Raw genomic sequence first — 21,574 nt, forward strand, 5'->3', positions numbered from 1 at the left:
TTAAGGAACCGGGTTTTAAAATTTGGGTTTTAAAAGTTGGGGTTTAATCTAAGTAACCCATTAAGGTGTCGGGATCGTCGATGTCGTTGGAAGCTATGGGGCGCCCTGCCATTAGAAAGTCATAAATATCGAGGTTGCTGCTGGTGATCGGGCGATTGCCAGAATATGTCATCATTTCGTGAATTTGTAATTGGCTGGAAGCAATTGGCCGGTTGCCCATGATAGAAACGGTGTCTAATACTTCGATGTTGCTAACACCGATGGGGCGGTTGCCGGCGATTGATACCATGTGGCTGACTTCAAAGTTAGCGGCACCAATGGGCCGGTTTCCGGGTAGGGGTTCAGCTTGATAAAGGGCTATGTTTTCAGTTTTTCTATCTTTTTTTGCAAGGGCGCTTGCTTTTACTTCTTCGGTATCCGGGGTGGAGGTAGAATCTGTTACTTCAGTTGTATTCTTTTTTTTCATGGTAGGTCTGTTTGATTTTCCAAGTGATGTTTTTGGGGAAAATTCTGTTTGGCTGGTGTGTTGTATTATATCATAAATGTACCTGATTCTTAAGCAGCTTCCACAAAAGGCAGGGCACTTGGAAAATTTTGTAAATTCTTATGTAGTTTGCTTGACACAAAAAAAGCGGTGAGATTGTGAAAGCTGATGTTTGGGTTGAGAGTGGCTTATTTCTACAAACAAAAAAAAGGGCTAATCTTTTTTGATTGCCCTCGACACCCAGGAACACCACTTGTTCAACCTAGCGGCGGTTATTTAACCATTTTGCTGCAACGACTCCAACTATCGCCGCGACTAGGGGATTACCTAAAAACTTCATCAAATCTGGTTTATTTGCGAGCACTTCTTGGAAAATATCGGGATGATTGTGATAGGCAAATGATGCTAATTTGGTTACATCATCGGCGCTCATTTTGCTAGGATGATGGGTAGAAAGGGCAAGTTGTTGTTCGAGTTGCCGGTCGTTTAAACCACGTTTTTTAAATTCTTTGAAAAATTCTCTTGCTACATCATCTCGTTGATTGGGTTCAATTTGAGAGATTGCTTTTTGCAATTCGGGTTCGAGTTGCGATGGGGGGATGCTTTCGTGTTGTAGAGAATGCCCGAATAGTTGTTTGCGTTGAGCGGGTGTGGTGCGTTGGGCAAAGTCATCAAAATCTTGATAGTCTCCGCCGGGTGTATCGCTCATTATTTCTTTGTTTCCGCCGGCCAAATCATTCATAATTTGGCGTTTATATTGGTCGCTTGAACTCATTTTTTTTCTCCTTAGATTACATGGGTAACCACTGGGGGTTTGCCCCTAATTTTGACAAATGACAAATGACAAATTACGCTGCTTGATACTCAATTTGTTTGGATTGAGAGTCGTATTTTGTGGTTAAAATCAATTTTTTATCTGGGGCGTAAATCAAAACTGTTAAGTCTTGATCTGGGAAGTTTTTGTGAAAGCCTTGGGTTAAAGATTTGGCTAAATCTTTGACTTCGTTGGGGCGGACTTGCGATGAAATGACTACGCCTAATTTGTTGTTATCTCGCACATAGGCGTCTTGAACTAAGCCTTTGGCGGTTTGTACTACCCATTGCCCGAATTGTTGCCCAGAGGCGCTGTTTCCGCGTTCTAATTGGGCGTAACTCCAAGTTGTGCCGGTGTTGTTGGCGGGGTTGCTGGCCGGTGCTGAGGCGGTATTTACGTTGCCACAAGCGGTTACTACCGTTAAAACTAATACCAAAAGAAGGCTGGTTAAAACTTGACGAAGCTGCTGAAATAAACTCATTTTTTATTCTCGCCAAAGTGAAGTTTTAAATGGGGTTGGGAGGGGTGCATTCTTGATGCACCCTTTTTCCCTAAAAATTAAGCGCGGTCGATGGTGTTTTTAACACTATCTTTGGCATCTTCAACGCTGTGGCGAACAGTGGCTTCGCCTTGTTTCATTTTGCCTTCGGCTTGATCGCCTGCGTCGCCGGTGACGTTACCCATTGCTTCTTGGGCTTTGCCTTCAATATTTTTGGCTGTGGCTTTGGCTCTTTCTTCTAAACTCATAATTTTTCTCCTTGTTTGTGTTTTGGTTTTCTCTTCTTTTAATTTAGCGTTTTTGGTTTTGTTTTGTTCTCTATCTCAAGGGTGATCAATTCTTTTTTGTTGTCTATTTTTGGAAGTTTTTTGTTTTGATTACAGCGCATGAAATTGTTATAAATCAGCGTTGAGGCTGTTGAATTTTGCGGTCGTTCTCTTCTTTAAGTTCGTCCCCGCTGTGTAGGGTTTGGGATTCAATGTTTGCAGCGCGTGTTTCGGTTTTTTCCGAAGGTTGGCTGCTATTTTCTCCCATTTTTTGCTGAATTTTGGCTTGTGGGTCGCTGCGGGTGGTTCTTCCCTCTTTTTCTAGGCTCATTTTGCTCCTTTGCCGTTTCGGTAGTTCTATATTATTTAAGTTAAGAGTGTTTTTTTTAGCCGTCCTCTACCTGGGGGTATAATTCGAGGGCGAGAGCGGGTGAAATGTTTGTTATCTAGTTGGGGATCACGGCTTTAATATGAAGATCGCAAGCAAAGCTGAATGAGTAAAAGTGCTGAGGAGCCGGATAAAGGAATATTTTAATGAAAGTATTTATTGGCTAAAGGTGGGATTAACCCGCCAAAAAAAGGGGGTTTTTACGCCTATCAAAGGGTGGGTTTAGTGATTTTTGGCAAAAAATGCTAAAATTAAGTAAGTAAGATAAACAAACCGGCCAGAAACGTTTGCTTGATTGTTAGTAAATCAGCACTCCCCAGAGAGGCCGGTGTTAAAATATAAATTTGGAAGTAACTGCATAAATTGCTCATGGCAGAATTTCATTTGCAAGCGCCTTTTGTTCCCACCGGCGACCAACCACAAGCTATCGCCCAATTGGTAAAAGGAATACAGGCCGGTTATCCCCATCAAACCTTGTTGGGCGCAACCGGCACCGGCAAAACATTTTCTATAGCTTCAGTCATTGAAAAAATCGGTAAACCTACGCTTGTTCTCGCCCACAATAAAACCCTCGCCGCCCAATTGTGTAATGAGTTAAGGCAATTTTTTCCTGAGAATGCTGTAGAATATTTCATCAGTTATTACGACTATTACCAACCGGAAGCTTATATTCCTGTTACGGATACTTACATCGAAAAAACAGCCTCAATTAATGAGGAAATTGATATGTTGCGTCACTCAGCAACGCGCTCATTATTTGAACGTCAAGATGTGATTGTGGTGGCTTCGATTAGCTGTATTTACGGTTTAGGGATGCCGGCGGAATATTTCAAAGCTTCGATTCCTTTACGAGTCGGAAAAGAAGTCAATCAGCGCGAATTATTGCGGGATTTAGCGACGGTTCAATATAGCCGCAATGATACAGAATTAGGTCGAGGCAAATTCCGCGTCCGGGGTGATGTTTTGGAAATTGGGCCGGCCTATGAAGACCGTATTATTCGCGTTGAATTTTTTGGCGATGAAATTGAAGCGATCCGCTATGTAGATCCGGTAACAGGTAGTATTTTACAAAGTTTAGAAGGCTTAAATGTTTATCCAGCACGTCACTTTGTCACGCCTGAAGATAAACTCGAAGACGCTTGTCTCGCCATTCGGCAAGAATTAGAAGAACGGCTGGAAGAGTTGAATAAAGAAGGTAAGTTACTTGAAGCCCAGCGCCTTGAACAACGCTGTCGGTATGATTTAGAGATGTTGGAAGAGGTGGGATATTGCAATGGTGTAGAAAATTATTCGCGGCATTTGGCAGGCAGAATGGCCGGTGAACCGCCGGAATGTTTAATTGATTATTTCCCGAAAGATTGGCTATTAGTGGTGGATGAATCCCACGTTACAGTTCCCCAAATTCGCGGGATGTATAATGGCGACCAAGCGCGGAAAAAAGTATTAATTGATCATGGTTTTCGCTTACCGAGTGCGGCGGATAACCGGCCCCTAAAGTCTGATGAATTTTGGGATAAAGTTAATCAATGTATTTTCGTTTCTGCAACGCCTGGAGATTGGGAAATGCAGTTAACAGAAGGGAAAATAGCCGAGCAAATTATTCGACCCACCGGCGTGCTTGATCCAGAGATTTTTGTCCGTCCAACGGAGGGGCAAATTGATGATTTGTTAGGGGAAATTAAAGAACGAGTTGTTAAACAAGAACGGGTACTTGTGACAACTTTAACAAAACGGATGGCAGAAGATTTGACAGAATATTTGCAAGAGCGAGCTATCCGTGTCCGCTATTTGCATTCAGAAATCAAATCAATTGAGCGCATTGAGATTATTCAAGCGTTGCAAGAAGGTGAGTTTGATGTGTTAGTTGGGGTGAACTTATTACGGGAAGGTTTAGACTTACCGGAAGTTTCCCTGGTGGCGATTTTAGATGCAGATAAGGAGGGTTTTTTGCGTGCAGAACGTTCGCTTATTCAAACCATCGGACGAGCGGCGCGTCATGTGCGCGGACAAGCGATTTTGTATGGGGATAATTTGACGAAAAGTATGATTAAGGCGATGGAAGAAACGGATCGCCGCAGGGGTATTCAGATGGCGTATAATCGGATGCACAATATTACGCCGCAGCCGATTAAGAAAAAGTCGGGGAATGCAATTTTGGCGTTTTTGGATGTCTCAAGACGGTTGAATTCTCAGCAGTTGGAGGTGGCTTATGAGCAGGCGGATGATTTATCTTTGGAACAAATACCAGAGTTAATTACGCAGTTGGAAGCGCAGATGAAGGAGGCGGCGAAAAAGTTGGAATTTGAGCAGGCGGCGAAGTACCGAGATCAGATTAAGCATCTGCGAGATAAGATGTTGGGGAATTAGTTAGTTTGGGTTGGGTTGGGTTGAGTTGAGTTGGGTTTCGCTTTGCTCAACCCAACCTACGATTTACAATTGTTTGGGATCTATTCCAAATTCTCGCAATTTTGCTTCTAAGAGTTCATTGCGCCGGCGTTGTTGTTCGAGTTCAGATAAAGCATTTTCTTTTTCTTGACGTTCTTGTTCTCGAAGTTGTCCAATTTCCACAAAAGATAAAAACTTTTGTCCATCTGGCCGGTAAATTTCTAGGGTATCGTCTGGAAGTTCAAAGCGGATATTTAAACGGGGACTCACCCATCCATTAATTTCTTCGATGATTTCTAAATGTTGTCCTGAACGCAAATAGCCAATGAATTCATTATCATCTGGATCGTAGATGTAATATTCTTCTACGCCGTAAGTTTCGTAAAATTTGAATTTCAAAGCCATTTTTTTGAGCCGGTTTCCGGGGGATAATATTTCAAATACAACTTGCGGGGGGATGTTGTTTTCTTCCCATTGTTTATAGGAACCTCGGTCGCCTTTTGGCCGGTTGAAAACAACCATAGTATCGGGTGCTTGGCGTCGTTTGTTATCGCCTTCTACGGGATACCATAGTAAGTCACCGGCTACAAAAACATCGGGGTTATTTGCGTATAATAATTCGAGGTTTTCTTTGATGGTGACAATCCAGCGGAATTGTTTGGTATTATCTGACATGGGTTCGCCGTCGCTGTCGGGGTAGATGATGGCCGGTTTTTTTGTGCTTTCGAGTTGTTTGATCATAAATAAATTACCTTTTTAAAGTTGGAATTGAGAGGCCGGTGGGTTAGGATGATTTTAACAAATAGGCCGGTTTTTGTAGGTTGGGTAGAACGAAGTGAAACCCAACCCATACAACACTAGCCTTTTCACCCACCGGCCACTTTTTGCAAAAATCTCCTATCATTTTTATAACCCTATTATCTTATCGCTATGACAACTACCCCTCTAACAAAAGCCTATGAAGAATTAATCGAATTTATAGCCACCGGCACCACTCCCCAAAGCCTAATTAACTTTCAAGCTTCTGATACCGTAAAACAGCGGGTAATACACCTAATTGAGCTAGAAAAAATCAACAGCCTCACTCAAGACGAAAAGAAAGAATTAGACAACTATATGCAAATTGAACATTTGATGAGGTTAGCAAAAGCAAAAGCCTATAAATACCTGCCAACCTCATCACATCAATAAAAAATCGAAATACTAACTCACCCCATACTCCTTAAACCAAGCTAACAACCGGCGCCACCCATCCTCCGCCGGCTCCTTGCGATAAGTAGGCCGGTAATCAGCATAAAAACCATGCGGAGCATCCGGGTATAAAATAATCTCAGAACCACTCTCCCCAGCCTTCAAAATACCCCGCATTTTCTCTACCGCCTCATTAGGAATTAAATCATCCTTACCCCCATACAAACCCAAAACCGGCACCTTCAAATACGGCGCAACATCAATCGGATGCTTAGGCGTTAAAGCCGTCGAATCAGACATCAACCGGCCATACCAAGCCACCCCCGCCTTAATTTTAGGATTATGCGCCGCATACATCCAAACAACCCTTCCTCCCCAACAAAACCCCGTAATTCCAACCTTATTACCATCCCCCTTACTAGACTTTTCTGCCCAAGCAATTGTCGCATCCAAATCAGACATAACCTGAGCATCAGGAACCTTAGAAACTACCTTAGAAACAATCTCTTGAACATTCGTCATCCCCGAAACATCACCCTGACGAGCAAACATTTCTGGCGCAATTGCTAAATATCCTAACTTAGCAAACCGGCGACAAACATCCTGAATATGTTCATGCACCCCAAAAATTTCTTGCACCACCAAAACTACCGGAAAACTATTACCAGATGCCGGCATTGCACGATAAGCCGGTATTTCTCCATCCTCTACCGGAATTTTTACCTCACCGGCAATTAAACCCTCACTATCCGTCTTAATTGTTTGGGCTGAAATTGGGCCCGCCGCCACCGCAAAACCAACCGCAAGTGCAGACATTACAAAAAACTGCCGGCGTGTTAAATCAGCCATAAATCTTTGCTCCAAAAAGTAATACAACGCTATCAGGAATCTGCTGTTTTTTAACCAATCATACCAGATTTAATTTTCAGAGTGGGGTTTTTTGGATTTGTGGGAGAGGTTTTATTTTTTAACCGCAGATGTTAGGCGTAGCCTGCACTTCGTGCGTACGCAGATGAACGCGGATAGGTTATCTGTTTGAAATTGGATTTGGGATGAGGGATGACTGTTGATTAAAAAAATCTTTACAGACTCTTCATAATTTTAGCGCCTCAACTCTTGGCAAATTAGGCATAACAGAAAGAGAGGCTTTTATTAAAAAAATGACGCCAAATACCATAAATAAAATACCGTTCGTTGACTTTAGCCACCAACACCAACCGATCCAAACTCAACTCGAACAAGCAATCCAAACCGTAATTCAACGCGGCGATTTTGTCTTAGGAGAAGCCCTGACAGAATTTGAAAATGCTTTTGCCGGCGCCTGTGGTGTCAAATATGGCATCGGCGTTGCTTGTGGTACTGATGCTATTGCCCTTGGATTACAAGCCTGTGGAATTCGTAGCGGTGATGAAATCTTGGTTCCCGCCAACACTTTTATCGCCACCGTGATCGGAGTTTTGCGGGCCGGTGCAGTTCCTATCCTCGTTGATTGTGACGTAGAAACAGCCTTAATTGACCTGGAAGCAGCCGAAAAAGCAATTTCCCCCAAAACAAAAGCAATCTTGCCGGTGCATTTATACGGCCAAATGGTCTCGCCAAAACAACTCCTCGACTTCGCCGGCACCCATAACCTCTTCATCTTTGAAGACGCAGCCCAAGCCCACCTCGCTTTATCCGAAGGCTACCGCGCCGGCAGCATCGGTAAAGCCAGCGCCTTCAGCTTTTATCCCAGCAAAAACCTCGGCGGTTTTGGTGACGGCGGAATGGTAGTCACCCCCGATCCCGACATTGCCAAAAATCTCCGTTCCCTCCGCAACTACGGCGCCCCCCAAAAATATCTCCACACCGACACCGGCACAAATAGCCGCCTCGACACCCTCCAAGCCGCCGTCTTAAACGTCAAACTTCCACACCTTCGGAAATGGAACCAACAACGAAACACAGCAGCCCAAAACTATGAGAATTTATTGCACAATAAACCTATCATCCCTCTCCAAAACAAAACAGCCACCGGCCATGTTTATCACCTCTATGTTATTCGTATCCCCCACCCCTTAGATCGCAATTTTTTTCAACAACAACTTGCCGAAATTGGCATCCAAACCGGCATCCATTATCCCCTACCTTGCCACCTCCAACCCGCCTATCAAAACTTAGGCTATCAAAAAGGCGATTTTCCCGCCGCTGAAACCCTCTCTCAAGAAATACTTTCCTTGCCTATGTATCCGGGTTTAACCCCCTCCCAAATTCAGCAAGTCATCAACAGTATAGAACTTGTTTTGTGCCATCAAAATAAACTATAAAATCATGCAAATTGAACGCAAAATTACTGACAATATCCAGCCATACCTCCTTTTTGGCAGCATCCTAAGTCTGCTAAGCATTTTGTATGCACCCGTGCTGATTCACTGGTACCAAGGCTGGCTAAAAATGATTAAAATCAGCCTTGAACACGAATATTTCAGTCACGGACTCATCGGCTTACCTTTCGCCGCCTATATTAGTTGGCTCGACCGGCACAACTGGCAAAAACTCCCCAACCAAACTCATCCCCTCGGTGGTTTTTTGCTTGGACTTGCAGGAGTTATGTATCTCAGCGGACTACCCGATCTTGTCAATTTATCCTTTCCAATTATTTTAACCGGCATGAGTTTATGGTTTAAAGGAATTGCCGGTTTAAAACAACAAGGCTTTCCCCTCCTTCTCACATTTTTAGCCACCCCCAACGAACTACCTTATCTTATTGCCCCTTACACCTTACCTCTGCAAAGTTTTATTGCTGGATGTGCGGGATTTTTCCTCATTCAATTAGGTATGGACGTTACCGTTCAAAACATTAACATTTTTGTTGGTGACAAAATTGTAGAAGTCGCCCCTCACTGTGCCGGTTTAAAAATGTTATTTACCAGCCTTTATGTCAGTTTAATGCTAATTAATTGGTACGGCACCTGGACATCCCGCGCCACAACCATCACATTTTTAACCCTTACCGTACTAATGAGTACCATTGCAAACATTATTCGCAACACCTTACTCACCTTATTTCACGGCACCGGCGCCAACCAACTTTTTAACTGGCTACATGACGGATGGGGCGGAGATTTATACTCGGCAATTATGCTAGTTTTATTAATAGTCATCCTCAACGGCCTGGAAAAACTCAAAGAAGTCTTTACCTTTGAACCAGAAACCGAAGATGGGTAAATACTAATTGCACACATGACAAATTAGCTTACGGGCAGTGTCCCTCTGCCTGCCCTAGACAAACCACCCATGAAAAATGAAAGCCTTTCTAAAATAATTTTATTCCTATTTTTATTAGGGGTAATAGTAGTGGGGGCAATTCCAGGGTATTTTAGCGGATATTGGCGATGGCAAAAGCCCCCAGCAGTTGCAAATATTGAACAACTCAGACATCTACGCACAACCGGCCTCACAGTAGAAAACTGGCAAACCCTCGATAAACAACCCTTAAACATCGGCGGTTTGCATTGGATTTTACAAGACATCCAAAACGATACTAAAACCAAAGCCTTAATCTTATTATTACCCCAATCAGAATCTACAGATCAACCACAAGTTGAATGGACAGATATCAGCGGTTTACAGCGGTGGAACATGGACTCACAAACCCAAATTAAATTTACAGCAACCACCCCACAAAATCCCCCTTCTAATACATCCCAAACAGCCACAGTAGAAGCAAATTTTTTTCGGGCCTGGAGTGACCGGCAAACCTGGGCAGTAGTCTCTTGGTACGCCTTCCCCACCGGCGGAAACCCATCACCCCAAGCATGGTTTTGGGCAGATCGTAAAGCCCAACTCTCTAACCGGCGTGTTCCCTGGGTTGCAGTTAGCATCCAAATTTTTATCGAACCATTAGGAGATATCTCCAAAATCAGGCCGGTGGCCGAATCTTTGGCTAAAAATGTTCAAACTGCTTTAATGACCGGCCCCTTGGCAGAATAGGAGATCATAATACAACCGAACCCATCGGCCCCTTATCATTTAGCCATGAGCATTTACCATTGAATGATGATTAAATTCTCCCCATACCACTTATTGTCATTGACTGGTGCAAGTCTCCCCACCGGCACCATAACCCTAATCATGGCCGGCATTTTAAATACTACTCAACTGCCAACCAACGCCCAAACCCCACAACTCCTTTCACCACCGCCCAATTCCACCCCCTCTTTTAACCCTCCCGCCAGCGGAACGCGACAGGGTGGAGTTCCGCAGACAAGCGACTTATTCCGAACCTACCGATTAGGCCCAGGCGATCAAATATTCGTGCAAGTATTTCGCTATCCCGACCTTACCTTCAACGGCCAGATTAACCCTGAAGGCAAAATCATCATGCCCTTAATTGGCAGTTTATCTGTCCAAGGATTAACCCTAGAACAAGCCCAAGAACTCATCCAAGTAAGACTGAGCCAATTTATCCGAGATCCGATTGTAACGCTTGCCCTCGCAGCCCAAAGACCCGTAAATATTGCCATCACAGGCGAAGTCGGCCAACCGGGGTTTTATGTTATCCCTACAAATATTCAACCTAGAATAGCCAGCGCCATAATATTAGCCGGTGGAGCAAACCCAACCGCAGACTTAAGATTTGTCCGAATTCGGCGAACCTTAAACGATGGAACAGTCCTAGAACGCAACTTTGATTTATTCACCCCCCTGCAAAGCGGCGGGGAACTGCCAAGCGAACGCCTTGAAGACGGCGACGTAATAATTATCCCCAAACAAGACATCACCACAGCCCCCAGCTACAACCCCCAAATTATCAGCCAATCAAACCTAGCATCCAACCGGCCCATATCAGTCACCGTCGCCGGAGAAGTAGGCCGGCCAGGATTTTATCCCCTCCCTCCCCAGAGTGTGCGAGTGTTCGACGCCTTACAGATAGCCGGTGGACTCACAGCAGCCTCAGACTTAAGCAGCATCAAAATCCGACGTACCCTCTCAGATGGATCAGTAATCGAACAAACCCTAGACTTTTTGACACCCCTCACCACCGGCACCCTACCCCCCGCCTTTCGACTTTCCGAAGGCGACGTCATTTTTATCCCAAAACGCGAAATAAGCAGCGCCGGCGATGAAATCAGCGCGTTAATTGGCCGGTCAACCCTGGCATCCCAAACCGGCATCCAAGTCACTGTCACCGGCGAAATCGCCAAACCTGGATTTTATCCCCTACAAGCAAACGCCTCACGAGTATCCGACGTCTTACTGCTGGCCGGTGGAATCACCCAAACCGCAGACTTGCGAGCCGTCCGTGTGCGAAGATCATTAGGAGAAGGCCGGTATAGCGAAGAAACCCTCGACTTATTCACCCCCTTACAAAACTCCCAACCCCTACCCGACCTGCGTTTAGCCAATGGCGATGCCGTCATTGTCCCCAGACTCGAACCCGGAACCGATGCAGCCTACGACCGACGATTAATAGCCCGCTCAACCCTCGCAAAACCCACCATCAACGTGCGAATTTTAAGTTACCCTAGTGGTGCAGCCGGTACCGTCAGCCTTCCCAACGGCAGCAGCTTTGCGGACGCACTCAACAACATCCCCCTAGATAGAGCCAACCTCCGCAGCATAGCCTTGATACGCTTTGATCCCGAACAAGGAAAAGCAGTCTCACAAGACCTAGACGGCAAAGAAGCACTATTGGGAGATCCCACCCAAAACCCCATGCTCCAAGACAACGACGTTATTGTAGTTGGTCGAAACCTAGTAGCAAGAATAAGCTACGCCCTCAACACCTTTACGCAACCATTTCGAGATATTCTCGGATTTTTGCTATTTTTTGAATCCCTCAGCAATAGCGCCACAAACCTCTTTGCCCCCCCCGGAACTAACCGCTAATTTAAAAAAATATTGTTAAACCTTTAACCTTCAAACCCCTATCCTTTTTCATCCCTCGTTTATCTGCGTTCATCTGCGTTTATCTGCGGTTTATATAAAAACCCAACCCCAAACTAAAACCTAAAATCATTATGGTTCTCCCTATTGTAAAAAAATATCTTATAGCAATTGGCAAATATAAATGGTTAGGAGCAGGTGTTTTTGTCCTAGCCGTAGGGGCCGGTGGAGTTTTAGCAATTCAACCAGATCCCAAACCAAGTTTTACCGCCGAAGGCTTCCTCGCTTCTAATAAACCATTAGTCATATTTTCTAAAACAACATCCGAAGTGCAAGGACAAGCACCTCAAGTTAACCCAGATTTTTTGTTAGCGCCAGAAGTCATAAAAATAGTAGCTGATCAAACCAAAGAAGACCCAAATCAGCTAAGAAATGGCGCAAAAGTGATTATGCCCAAAGAAGGAACACCGCCCTTAATTCAGGTGCAATACCGGGCAGAAAATCCTGAAAAAGCAAAAACCATCGTCAGCGCTTTGCTCAATGCAATGGTGCAATATAGCAGCAAAATTAACGAAACGCGAGTAGAAGCAACAATTGAGGAATTGCAAAAACGTTTGGTGCCGGTGGAAACAGAACTCAAAGAAGCACAGCAAAAACTCGAACAATATGATCGCGTTGAAGGGGCTGTGCTGTCGGGCGCTCGAATTGGGGCGCTACCCACCGCCATTGCAACCGCACAAGAACAACAGCGACAACTGCAACTGAGTAGATCGGGGTATGAGGCACAAATTCGCAGTATCTCCGAAAAACTGGGATTAACGCCCGAACAAGCTTATATAGCTCAGGCGCTTAGTGCTGATCCGATTTTGGCTTCTTTGCGGGCACAAATTCATCAAAATGAGGCCCAACTTGAAATTCTTTTGCAAGACTTACAGGAAGATCACCCCAAAATTGTAGAGTTGCGGCGGAATTTGCAAGGTTTAGCAGAGTTGTTTGATCAAAGGGCTGCTGAGGTGGTGGGCGCAAATCGGGCGGCGGGTTTGTTGAATAATGGTGAGATTCGCTCCATTAGTAGTTTAGATCCGGCGCGGCAACAGTTGGCGAGTACGCTGGTTGGTTTACAGGCAGAACGAGATCGCGTCCAGCAGCAGTTGGAAGCAACTGGTCGCACAGAACAGGAATTACGGGCGGAGTTTGCGACGCTTCCGAATAAGCAATTGGAACGAGAACGCTTGTTACAGCAGCTAACGATTAAGAAAACTCTTTATGACAATATGCAGACTTTGCTCGCAGATGCCAGAACAGCCCAAGCCGAAGTTGTGAGTAGTGTGAATGTTTTGCCGCAACCGCCAAGGGTTTACCCAACCACAAAGCCGAATTTGCCTATGCCTTTGGTTTTGGTGGCTGGTGGTGTGGTGGGTTTGGTGGGCGGTGGGGTTTTGATATTTTTGGTGTCTTTGCTGGATGGGAAGTTATATACAGTGGAGGAGGTTCGCGCTTGGTTGCAAGATCGGGATCTGCCGGTTTTGGGGGTTTTACCTGCGGTGTGGTTGTTTGATTCTGATCCTGAGAATATGCCTTTGATGGTTGAACCTCATTCTCCTTATTTGGAGTTTTATGAGCGGTTGCGGACGGCTTTGCGTCGGGTGGCTGAGAAGCCGGTGAAAATTTTGTTGTTGACTTCGGCGGCTGCTTCTGAGGGCAAAACTTTTTGTGCTTATAATTTGGCCATTGCTTCGGCACGGGCCGGCAAACGTACTTTGCTTTTTGAGGCTGATTTGCGCCAACCTTCGCGGGCGCGATCTTTGAAGGTGGCGGTTGACCCTGAAAGTTCGCTGGAACCTTTGCGTTATTATGGTCAACCGCATCTTTGTATTCGGATGGTGCCTTTGATTGAAAATCTTTATTTGGTGCCTTCGCTTGCTGTGCGGAATGGGGGGGGCATTTGGGATTCTAGTGAGGTTGAGCGGTTGTTTAAGGAGGTGCGTGGGCGGTTTGATTTGGTGGTGGTGGATGCACCGGCTTTGAGTACCGGCACAGAGGCGCTTTTGTTGGAGCCGCTTTGTGATGGGATGGCTATTGTGACTCGTCCGCTTGTTTCGGAAGGGGGGATGTTGACGGAGTTTGTTGAGCCTTTGATTGATGCGGAGGATGTCCGTCTTTTGGGTTCGATTATTAATGGGGTTGATATTCCGGTGGCGCTTTATAGTCCTTCTGTGGAAACAGAAAAGCCGGTTGTGGATCTCAGGGAAGAAAGCCGGCGCATTTCGGGAATTTCTGCTGAGAAAAAACGTCAATTTCCTCAACCGGGTGAGGTGCCAAGCAGTGGCCGGTTTTAGAAATTTGGGAGGGGACAAGCGGGCAGAGCTTTTGAGTTTGTCTGCTTTTCCGCTTGTGCTTCAATACTCTTCTGAGGGGTTGCTTAAGAGTCCGAAGAGTGGGCCGAGGATGGCTCCGAAGATAAAGCCGCCGGCATGAGCCCAATAAGCAACTCCGCCTTGCATTCCCATGTCAACGGGTGAGTTGAGGCTGGCAAGTCCGTTAAAGGCTTGTTGTACAAACCAAAAGCCCAGGAAAAAGTAGGCCGGTACTCGCACGATGTTTGTGAAAAATCCCAGGGGTATTAAGGTGACAATTTCTGCTTGGGGATATCGCAAAATGTAGGCTCCCATGACGCCGGCTATGGCGCCGGAGGCTCCCAGGGAGGGGATGGTTGAACCTTGGGCAAATAGCCATTGGCTGAGGGCTGCTAGTACGCCGCAGGTGATATAAAAAATTAAGTATTTGATGTGTCCAAGTCGCTCTTCTACGTTGTTGCCAAATATCCACAGAAATAACATATTGCCGGCAATGTGCAAAAATCCTCCGTGTAAAAATTGCGAGCTAATAAGGGTTATCCATTCGGGTACGGGGGATGTGGGTATGATTGCGCCTTCTAGGGTGAGAGAAAGTTCTCTGGGAACTACTGCCCAGCTACGGAAAAAGGCATCTAACTGTGGCGGTAGTAGGGTTATTTCATACAGAAATACTACGATGTTGGCGGCTATTAACCCGTAGGTTACATACGGGGTGATGCGTACTGGGTTGTCATCGCGTAAAGGTACCACTGGCGTTTTTCCTCGCTTTTATAAATTTGCTTTCACGATAGTCTATTCCCCGCAATAGAGGGTTCTACCAAGGGAGAGATTATTGATTTTGAGATTTGAGATGTGGTGTTTTTGATTTTTAAAGTTTTGGGAAAAACGTTAAATAATGAATGGAAATATCTTTTTATGTCCCTAAAATTATATTTATTTAAAAAAGTGAATAAATGGTTAGATGGGGAAAGTTGGCTTGTGTAGGCTTGGAAAATGTAAATAAGGTTAAATTTTAATTTCTCAAATTAAAGGTTTTGAACTGTTAGATTTTTTTCGTAAACAAGTTGAAAATTTGAGAGCTATCTATTAAGAATTGGTGAGCGAGGTATGCCAATTTCTGGGAGGGTGGCACGGATGAGAAACTTTTGGGGGTGGGGGAGGAGTGAAATTCTTCGGGGTGGGCCAATTCCATTCAAAACAAGGATATTACTTCTACCAAGCTAAATATTATAAAAAATAGATAGGAAATTTAAAATTAATTAGTTTTAACAATATCTTTCTTAAGAGGGATAATTTTTTTGTGGGATTGACGGTGAGGGGTGAAACAGCTATGTTGACAGCAAGAAAAAACTAAGGTTTACCCTTAGTGAATAGAGAAAGAGTCATTTCCGGTGGGGTGCATTTATGGTTGACAATTATCAAGTAGGCGGCTACTTACCCTTTGAGGCGCAGACTTATGTACGCCGTCAAGCAGATTTTGATCTGTATGAGGGTTTAAAAAAGGGTGAGTTTTGTTATGTGTTGAATTCCCCACAAATGGGTAAATCAAGTTTGCGGGTGCAAACGATGCGCCGGTTGCAAGGTTTTGGGATTGCTTGTGCTGCGGTTGATTTAAGTAAATTTTGCTCACCTAATCTTACTCCTGAACAGTGGTATGCAGGCGTGGTGAGAAGTTTGTGGGTGAGTTTTAATTTAGAGGAGAAGGTGAATTTACGCGCTTGGTGGGCAAAGCGAGTTTGTGCAACGCCGGTGGAACGGTTTACAGAATTTTTGGAGCAAGTAGTTTTAAGGGAAGTTCCTAAAAATATTGTGATTTTTTTCGATGAAATTGAGAGTGTTTTGAGTCTTAATTTCCGTGTTGATGATTTTTTTGCGGCGCTGCGGCGTTGTTATGATAATCGGGCTGATTATCCAGATTATAATCGGTTGACTTTTGCGGTGATGGGTGTGGCGACTTCAAGACAATTAATTGAAGATAAAATTCGCTCACCTTTTGAGATTGGCCGGTCTATTGATTTAATTGGGTTGCAAATTTATCAAAGTTATTGTTTAGCCAAAGGTTTTTCTAAGAATTCTGCTAAACCGTTGACGGTGCTTGAAAAAGTTATGGAATGGACGGGGGGGCAGCCGTTTTTGACGCAGAAGCTTTGTAAGTTGGTGGTTAATTCGGGGGTGTTTATTGGGGCTGGTAAGGAGTCAGAATTTATTGCGAAGTTGGTAAAAACTTCTATTGTAGAAAGCTGGGAAAAGCAAGACAAGTCCGAACATTTTAAATCGATTTGTGATTACATTAAAGGCAGTGAAAAGTCTACGCGATTGCTGATGCTTTATCAAAAGATATTGATAGAGGGGGCTATTGTTGATGATTTGAGTGGGGAAGAAGAAGGGTTATTGATGGCGGGTTTGGCGGTAAAAAAAGAGGGAAATTTACGGATTTTTAACCGTACTTATCGAGAAATTTTTAACTTAAACTGGATAGAAAGTGAGTTAGAAAAAACTTGCCCTTATTACCCGGCAATGGAAGCTTGGTTTGCTTCGGGTTGTCAAGATGAATCATGCTTGCTGGCGGGTGAAGGTTTAAATAAGGCTTTGGCTTGGGCGAACGATAAAAATTTAAGCAACCGACATTTACAGTTTTTAGAGGAAAGTAAAATTAAATCTCAAATTTCAAGTCAAGTTGCGGATAAATTTAAGGCACGTTCTCAAGTTTTGGCCAAAGAACGTTTGGCGGTTGATAAGGATGAACACCTTATTTACAATCATTTAATTTACTGGGGTGATAAAGAACCGCCAGCGCAATTAGTTGAGCGTTGTAATCAGTTGTTTGTCGAAGTTGCCGGTTATCCCGATCCTCAAGTTTTAGCAGCGCTAGAGCGAATTGTTGGGGCAAATCCAAGTTATGAGCAATTTAGATATTTTCTGAATCGTTGTTGTCATATTTTAATTAACCGCTGGCAAACTCATTCGCGCACACATGGGGCAATTGCTGATTTAGTGAAAGTGTTTGAAAAGGTGCCGGTGCAGTCTGTGCAAAAAGTTGCTGGTTCGGGTTTATATCTGCGCTTGCAAGAATTGATTGAGGATTTTAAAAAAAGTGAAGAGTATTTGACTTTGAAACGGTTGGTGAGAGCGGTTTCTGAACACGCACCGAGTCAGGTAAAACCAGGAGTGAAACCGGCTTTGGGTCAATTAATTTGCCGGTATCCTTATTTATATACCCATTGTTTGTTGGCTCCCGAAAGTTCTTATGAACACGCTTCAACAATTCGGCAGATTTCTATTCAACGTCAATGGGAATATGAGGTTAATTTATCTCAATATGCAACTTATTTGATGCGGCGGACGCAAATGGTAAGTAAATTAGGAGTATCTGCTTGTAAGTTCCCGGCGCCGGTGCAAAATCCGACTTTGCTGACAGATCAGGAGTTGTTTTTTGCGCTGAGGCAATTTGTGGGGAAGGTGGAAGGATCTTATAGTTATCGAGATTTGGCGCAGGTGTTTTTAACTCATACGAGTGAAACAAAATCTTACCGGGGATTTAAAGCGGATTTGTATGAGTATATTATTGCTTCTGTTGAGCCGGAATATGGCAGGCGTCAGTTTAATGGACGTTTATATAAGCATTTGATGAAAGATACTTTTCCTGAATGTGATGGCCACCGTTTAACGGATTTTTTGATTATGCGGACTTGTAGCCAGTTGTTTAATTTTTTGGTGGTGGCAAATCCTCAGTCTCCAAATCATTATATTTTTATTGATTTGATTGCAAATTTGGGGCCGATCCGCACGATTGGTCTTTTGCTGAAGATTGTTTTGCTGTCGCGGAAGGTGAAGTTTTATCTGGAAAAGCGGTTTTCGATTTTATTTAACCATTATGAGGGGTTGCAGGTGGGTGAAATTTTGTGGTTGGTGAAGTCTTTGGAAAATTTGAATGTGGCGTTTGGGGTAAATTTTGGAGAGGTGGATGTTTGTTTGTTTAAAGTTTAGGTTTTTTTTGAATAATTGGTAATTAAAAAATCGGGTGTGGAAGCGGTGGAGATACCGGCTCCACACCAGACCTAATTATTGTTTACCGTGAATGATTATTGATTGAAACTCATTATTTCGGTGTTGGGTGGTAGGGTGGGGGTATCGGAAATTTTTTCAAAATTTGTTGCTGTTTCTTTTAGTTCTGTTGGTCGGGGTTGCCCTGGGTTTGTGCCTTCGAGTTGGAGGCGCATTTTTCCTTCGGTGGTGAAGTCAAATACGGTTAAAACGGTTTGTGTGGTGTCTAGTTTGACATCAAGGTGCATGGGTTTGGGGGTACTGTCGATTTTGTACCCCATTTCAATAGCGCGGGAGGGTTCATCTGCTTTCGGCGGTGGCATGATGTAGAGTTTTCCGTCTGGGGTGAAAATGAACATTAGCAGGGGTGCACCGGCGGGATCTTTTGCCAGCCATTGTCCGTAGAGTCTCTCGACGACTGGGTTGGCTGGGGCGTTTGGTTGGGTTTGGGCCGGTGTTGCTGGGGCCGGTGTTGCTGGGGCCGGTGTTGCTGGGGCCGGTGTTGCTGGGGCCGGTGTTTGGGCGAAGACGGAGGGTGCAAGGGGGCTCAGGAGTCCCAGACACAGGGTTGAGGCGAATATTTGACCGGCCCGTTTGATGTGTTGTTGGCCTCTGGGCCGGTTTGTGACGGTGTAATCCATTTGATTTGCTTAGGAAATTTCAATGATCTTAGCTGATCATAAGATCGGAACCTGGGGGACAGAAGTTCTCCCCCTAAGAAGAAATGGGAAATGAAAAATCTCTCCCCCTAACTGCCTCGCGGCTGGCGGGCAGGGGGAGAGAAGAAGAATAAGAAGAATTGGAAAAATTAGCTGCCGAGGTAATAGTCTCTGGTGCCTTTGGCGCTGAGGGCTTCTCCAAGCCGGTTGAGGGCGTGGACGTAGGCGGCTGTTCGCAGGTTGATGGAAAATTCCTGCTTGATTTGCCAAATTTTCAGGGTTTCTTCCACCATTTTTTGTTTGAGGCGTTGGTTAACTTCTTCGAGTGTCCAGTATAGTCCGCTGCGGTTTTGTACCCATTCAAAATAACTGACGGTGACTCCACCGGCATTGACTAAAATATCTGGAAATACATAAATGCCTTTTTCTGCCAAAATTTTATCGGCGGCGGAGGTTGTGGGGCCGTTGGCGACTTCAAAGATGTATTTTGCTTTGATATTGTGGACGTTTGTTTCGGTGATTTGATTTTCTAGGGCGGCGGGAATGAGTAAATCAACGTCTAAACCAAGTAAGTCTTCATTGCTCAGGACTTCGTGTTCAACGACGTTGCATACGCTGTCCTCGCAATAGATGGCTTGTAGACCTTTTTGGGTGTCTTTGAACCGGCGAATGCTGGGAATATCTAAGCCTTTTTTCGCGTAGACTCCGCCTTTTGAGTCGCTGACGGCGACGATTTTGTAACCGGCATTGTAAAGCAGGGTGGCGAGGTGGGCGCCGGCGTTGCCAAATCCTTGAATGGCGACGGTGGTATTTTGGGCCGGTTGGTCAAATTTTGGCATCAGGGTTTCGATGACATAAAATGCGCCGGCGGCGGTGGCGGTGTCGCGTCCAAGGCTGCCTCCCAAACTCAGGGGTTTGCCGGTGACTACGGCGGGGGTGAGTTGCCGGTGGATGATGCTGTATTGATCCATGTACCACCCCATGATCATTGGGTTGGTGTAGACGTCGGGGGCGGGAATATCGATGTCGGGCCCGATAAAGTCGGCGATAGCGTCAATGTAGCCGCGAGAAAGGCGTTCGAGTTCAAGGCGGGAGAGTTCTTTGGGGTTGACGGTAACTCCGCCTTTTGCGCCGCCAAAGGGAAGGTTAACGGCTGCACATTTAAATGTCATCCAAAAGGCAAGCGATTGTACTTCGTCTAGGCTAACGCTGGGATGATAACGGACTCCTCCTTTTCCGGGGCCCCGTGTGTCATCATAGCGGACTCGGTAGCCTTTAAATATTCGTAATGAGCCGTTATCCATTCGTACAGGAATTGATACGGTTAGGCTGGTTTTTGGATATTTTAATCGCTCTATTGCGTCTTCAGAAATATTTGCATATTTGAGAGCTTGTTCTAGCCGCTTGCTGGCATCTGCAAATAATGATTCGCTCATTTTAGTAATTTCTCCTTTCCGCCACACAGGGGGAAGTTTTTGGATTTTAAGCGGGTTTGTTTTGATCCCCGTTTTGTTTGCTTTTGTTTTCGGGGCGAGGTTTTGGGTCTTTTGGATAAGTTGTGACGCAAAGGCCCGGATCAGTCGCGGCGTTGTTTTGTACCGGCTGATTAATAAATAAAAGGGGTCTTTTGCGGAGATTTTATAAGTAAACTTAATTTTTGTTTAAGGCTTTTCAACCTCTCTTCTTTTAATATGGTATCCATTTACACAGTTTGTCAATAGAAAATTCGGATAAAATTTAAAGCTTATTTTTTGGCGATTTGGACTGTCAAAATAAGTAAATATGCTGAGGGGTTTAAGTTGGCAGGCGGGTTAGTGTTGAAATTTGTTAGCATAAGTTATGAGATTTGTCAAGAAAAACTCTGTCTGGATGGATAACGAAATATTTACAACGGACAACTGATGATAGAACTGCTGGCGGCACTTTCTGCTTCTGCGGCGGGGGGTCTGCGAATTGCTCTGCCCCTACTTTTGATTGGAATTTTGCAAAGTGAGAGTTTATGGTCGCGCTTTCCTGTGTTGTCGCGCTTTCCTCAGCCTCTGGTGGTGGGGGTTTTGGTGAGTTGGTCGCTGTTTGAGTTGTTTGCTTCTAAAAAATTGCTGGGTCAGCGGATTTTGTTGGTGGTTCAGCTTGTTTTTAGTCCTCTGGTGGGGGCAATTTTGGCGATGGGGATTGCTCAAATTACGCTGGTTGAGCAAAAAGGAATGCCTGCTTTTTTGGTTTGGATTATTGGTGTTGTTGGGGGGTTATTGGCTTTGGTTTTGCAGTTGGTGCAGGCTGGCTGGTTTTATCGTCTGCGGGGGTTGCCGGTGTGGGTGATTTTTTTGCAGGATGTGCTTTGTGTTTGTTTGGTTTTGTTTGCTTTTGATGCTCCTCGACAGGGGGGTTTGATTGCTTTGCTTTTGCTTTGGCTGGCAATTCGGAGTTCTAAGGATTGGTATAATTGGTATGTGGAACAGGGGCCGCGTAGGAAGTCTCGACAAAATAAAAGTGATCAAGATTAATTAGTTTTAGGATAGTTTTTGAAAGGGCTGCAACTGATTAGCGAACCAGTTATAAGCCTTTATTTTAATAAGATAGGGGTAAATTTTGGATTGGATTAGATAGTTTTATTTTTTTATA

General features: G+C 44.6%; 19 protein-coding genes. 9 read left to right on the forward strand and 10 right to left on the reverse strand.

Going from position 1 to position 21,574, the window contains the following annotated elements; genetic code table 11:
* Positions 1 to 43: 43 nt before the first annotated feature.
* The 5 genes from NG798_RS12690 to NG798_RS12710 form a co-directional block, all read right to left on the reverse strand.
* The gene (locus NG798_RS12690; protein WP_261223127.1) at positions 44 to 466 is read right to left on the reverse strand and encodes a hypothetical protein; all 423 of its coding nucleotides are present in this window, start codon (positions 464 to 466) and stop codon (positions 44 to 46) included.
* Between the two features lie 280 nt (positions 467 to 746).
* On the reverse strand, positions 747 to 1,259 hold the full coding sequence (locus tag NG798_RS12695; RefSeq protein WP_261223129.1) for a hypothetical protein: 513 nt from the start codon (positions 1,257 to 1,259) through the stop codon (positions 747 to 749).
* Positions 1,260 to 1,332: 73 nt separating this feature from the next.
* The gene (locus tag NG798_RS12700) at positions 1,333 to 1,779 is read right to left on the reverse strand and encodes a hypothetical protein (protein WP_261223132.1); all 447 of its coding nucleotides are present in this window, start codon (positions 1,777 to 1,779) and stop codon (positions 1,333 to 1,335) included.
* 77 nt (positions 1,780 to 1,856) lie between these two features.
* A complete protein-coding gene (locus NG798_RS12705; RefSeq protein WP_261223134.1) occupies positions 1,857 to 2,045 on the reverse strand; it encodes a CsbD family protein in 189 nt (62 codons plus the stop codon).
* A gap of 154 nt (positions 2,046 to 2,199) precedes the next feature.
* Complete coding sequence (locus tag NG798_RS12710; protein ID WP_261223135.1) at positions 2,200 to 2,394, reverse strand: hypothetical protein; 195 nt, start codon at positions 2,392 to 2,394, stop codon at positions 2,200 to 2,202.
* 426 nt (positions 2,395 to 2,820) lie between these two features.
* Between NG798_RS12710 and uvrB the strand changes: the two genes are divergently transcribed.
* Complete coding sequence (gene uvrB, locus NG798_RS12715) at positions 2,821 to 4,818, forward strand: excinuclease ABC subunit UvrB (protein WP_261223136.1); 1,998 nt, start codon at positions 2,821 to 2,823, stop codon at positions 4,816 to 4,818.
* Between the two features lie 63 nt (positions 4,819 to 4,881).
* Here the strand turns inward: uvrB and NG798_RS12720 are convergent, their stop codons facing one another.
* On the reverse strand, positions 4,882 to 5,577 hold the full coding sequence (locus NG798_RS12720) for a Uma2 family endonuclease (RefSeq protein ID WP_261223138.1): 696 nt from the start codon (positions 5,575 to 5,577) through the stop codon (positions 4,882 to 4,884).
* Positions 5,578 to 5,766: 189 nt separating this feature from the next.
* On the opposite strand from NG798_RS12720, the gene NG798_RS12725 reads away from it, so the two are divergent.
* The gene (locus NG798_RS12725; protein WP_261223140.1) at positions 5,767 to 6,027 is read left to right on the forward strand and encodes a hypothetical protein; all 261 of its coding nucleotides are present in this window, start codon (positions 5,767 to 5,769) and stop codon (positions 6,025 to 6,027) included.
* A 12-nt stretch (positions 6,028 to 6,039) separates the two neighbouring features.
* On the opposite strand, the gene NG798_RS12730 is transcribed toward NG798_RS12725, so the two are convergent.
* Entirely contained in the window at positions 6,040 to 6,876 is an 837-nt protein-coding gene (locus NG798_RS12730) for a dienelactone hydrolase family protein (protein ID WP_261223142.1), read from the reverse strand.
* A 311-nt stretch (positions 6,877 to 7,187) separates the two neighbouring features.
* Between NG798_RS12730 and NG798_RS12735 the strand changes: the two genes are divergently transcribed.
* The 5 genes from NG798_RS12735 to NG798_RS12755 all read left to right on the forward strand — a co-directional run bounded on the left by NG798_RS12735 (position 7,188) and on the right by NG798_RS12755 (position 14,231).
* Positions 7,188 to 8,330, forward strand: coding sequence for a DegT/DnrJ/EryC1/StrS aminotransferase family protein (locus tag NG798_RS12735; protein WP_261223144.1), 1,143 nt, complete (start codon positions 7,188 to 7,190; stop codon positions 8,328 to 8,330).
* 4 nt (positions 8,331 to 8,334) lie between these two features.
* Positions 8,335 to 9,231, forward strand: coding sequence for a cyanoexosortase B (gene crtB / locus NG798_RS12740; protein ID WP_261223146.1), 897 nt, complete (start codon positions 8,335 to 8,337; stop codon positions 9,229 to 9,231).
* A 69-nt stretch (positions 9,232 to 9,300) separates the two neighbouring features.
* A complete protein-coding gene (locus NG798_RS12745; protein ID WP_261223150.1) occupies positions 9,301 to 9,996 on the forward strand; it encodes a cyanoexosortase B system-associated protein in 696 nt (231 codons plus the stop codon).
* Positions 9,997 to 10,059: 63 nt separating this feature from the next.
* Positions 10,060 to 11,895, forward strand: a complete 1,836-nt coding sequence (locus NG798_RS12750) for an SLBB domain-containing protein (protein ID WP_261223152.1) — start codon at positions 10,060 to 10,062, stop codon at positions 11,893 to 11,895.
* Between the two features lie 131 nt (positions 11,896 to 12,026).
* On the forward strand, positions 12,027 to 14,231 hold the full coding sequence (locus tag NG798_RS12755) for a tyrosine-protein kinase domain-containing protein (RefSeq protein WP_261223154.1): 2,205 nt from the start codon (positions 12,027 to 12,029) through the stop codon (positions 14,229 to 14,231).
* A 60-nt stretch (positions 14,232 to 14,291) separates the two neighbouring features.
* Here the strand turns inward: NG798_RS12755 and NG798_RS12760 are convergent, their stop codons facing one another.
* Positions 14,292 to 14,999, reverse strand: coding sequence for a rhomboid family intramembrane serine protease (locus tag NG798_RS12760; RefSeq protein WP_261223156.1), 708 nt, complete (start codon positions 14,997 to 14,999; stop codon positions 14,292 to 14,294).
* A gap of 654 nt (positions 15,000 to 15,653) precedes the next feature.
* Between NG798_RS12760 and NG798_RS12765 the strand changes: the two genes are divergently transcribed.
* Complete coding sequence (locus NG798_RS12765) at positions 15,654 to 18,236, forward strand: AAA-like domain-containing protein (RefSeq protein WP_261223158.1); 2,583 nt, start codon at positions 15,654 to 15,656, stop codon at positions 18,234 to 18,236.
* 95 nt (positions 18,237 to 18,331) lie between these two features.
* Here NG798_RS12765 and NG798_RS12770 read toward each other — a convergent pair whose 3' ends face one another.
* Together NG798_RS12770 and NG798_RS12775 are read right to left on the reverse strand one after the other, a co-directional pair.
* Positions 18,332 to 18,934: a hypothetical protein gene (locus NG798_RS12770; RefSeq protein WP_261223159.1), complete on the reverse strand. Its 603-nt coding sequence runs from the start codon at positions 18,932 to 18,934 to the stop codon at positions 18,332 to 18,334.
* Positions 18,935 to 19,101: 167 nt separating this feature from the next.
* Complete coding sequence (locus NG798_RS12775; protein WP_261223160.1) at positions 19,102 to 20,388, reverse strand: Glu/Leu/Phe/Val dehydrogenase; 1,287 nt, start codon at positions 20,386 to 20,388, stop codon at positions 19,102 to 19,104.
* A gap of 465 nt (positions 20,389 to 20,853) precedes the next feature.
* Here NG798_RS12775 and NG798_RS12780 point away from each other — a divergent pair, with 465 nt between their 5' ends.
* Positions 20,854 to 21,456 (forward strand): DUF4126 domain-containing protein, encoded by a 603-nt coding sequence (locus tag NG798_RS12780; RefSeq protein ID WP_261223162.1) that lies wholly within the window; start codon positions 20,854 to 20,856, stop codon positions 21,454 to 21,456.
* Positions 21,457 to 21,574 lie beyond the last annotated feature (118 nt).

The sequence above is a fragment of the Ancylothrix sp. D3o genome (assembly GCF_025370775.1).
In the GTDB taxonomy this organism is placed as follows: Bacteria; Cyanobacteriota; Cyanobacteriia; order Cyanobacteriales; family Oscillatoriaceae; genus Ancylothrix.

Excerpts from the sequence above, each read along its gene's own strand:
- NG798_RS12690 (WP_261223127.1), bottom strand. The coding sequence starts at position 466 with ATGAAAAAAAAGAATACAACTGAAGTAACAGATTCTACCTCCACCCCG.
- NG798_RS12695 (WP_261223129.1), bottom strand. The coding sequence starts at position 1,259 with ATGAGTTCAAGCGACCAATATAAACGCCAAATTATGAATGATTTGGCC.
- NG798_RS12700 (WP_261223132.1), bottom strand. The coding sequence starts at position 1,779 with ATGAGTTTATTTCAGCAGCTTCGTCAAGTTTTAACCAGCCTTCTTTTG.
- NG798_RS12705 (WP_261223134.1), bottom strand. The coding sequence starts at position 2,045 with ATGAGTTTAGAAGAAAGAGCCAAAGCCACAGCCAAAAATATTGAAGGC.
- NG798_RS12710 (WP_261223135.1), bottom strand. The coding sequence starts at position 2,394 with ATGAGCCTAGAAAAAGAGGGAAGAACCACCCGCAGCGACCCACAAGCC.
- uvrB (WP_261223136.1), top strand. The coding sequence starts at position 2,821 with ATGGCAGAATTTCATTTGCAAGCGCCTTTTGTTCCCACCGGCGACCAA.
- NG798_RS12720 (WP_261223138.1), bottom strand. The coding sequence starts at position 5,577 with ATGATCAAACAACTCGAAAGCACAAAAAAACCGGCCATCATCTACCCC.
- NG798_RS12725 (WP_261223140.1), top strand. The coding sequence starts at position 5,767 with ATGACAACTACCCCTCTAACAAAAGCCTATGAAGAATTAATCGAATTT.
- NG798_RS12730 (WP_261223142.1), bottom strand. The coding sequence starts at position 6,876 with ATGGCTGATTTAACACGCCGGCAGTTTTTTGTAATGTCTGCACTTGCG.
- NG798_RS12735 (WP_261223144.1), top strand. The coding sequence starts at position 7,188 with ATGACGCCAAATACCATAAATAAAATACCGTTCGTTGACTTTAGCCAC.
- crtB (WP_261223146.1), top strand. The coding sequence starts at position 8,335 with ATGCAAATTGAACGCAAAATTACTGACAATATCCAGCCATACCTCCTT.
- NG798_RS12745 (WP_261223150.1), top strand. The coding sequence starts at position 9,301 with ATGAAAAATGAAAGCCTTTCTAAAATAATTTTATTCCTATTTTTATTA.
- NG798_RS12750 (WP_261223152.1), top strand. The coding sequence starts at position 10,060 with ATGATGATTAAATTCTCCCCATACCACTTATTGTCATTGACTGGTGCA.
- NG798_RS12755 (WP_261223154.1), top strand. The coding sequence starts at position 12,027 with ATGGTTCTCCCTATTGTAAAAAAATATCTTATAGCAATTGGCAAATAT.
- NG798_RS12765 (WP_261223158.1), top strand. The coding sequence starts at position 15,654 with ATGGTTGACAATTATCAAGTAGGCGGCTACTTACCCTTTGAGGCGCAG.
- NG798_RS12770 (WP_261223159.1), bottom strand. The coding sequence starts at position 18,934 with ATGGATTACACCGTCACAAACCGGCCCAGAGGCCAACAACACATCAAA.
- NG798_RS12775 (WP_261223160.1), bottom strand. The coding sequence starts at position 20,388 with ATGAGCGAATCATTATTTGCAGATGCCAGCAAGCGGCTAGAACAAGCT.
- NG798_RS12780 (WP_261223162.1), top strand. The coding sequence starts at position 20,854 with ATGATAGAACTGCTGGCGGCACTTTCTGCTTCTGCGGCGGGGGGTCTG.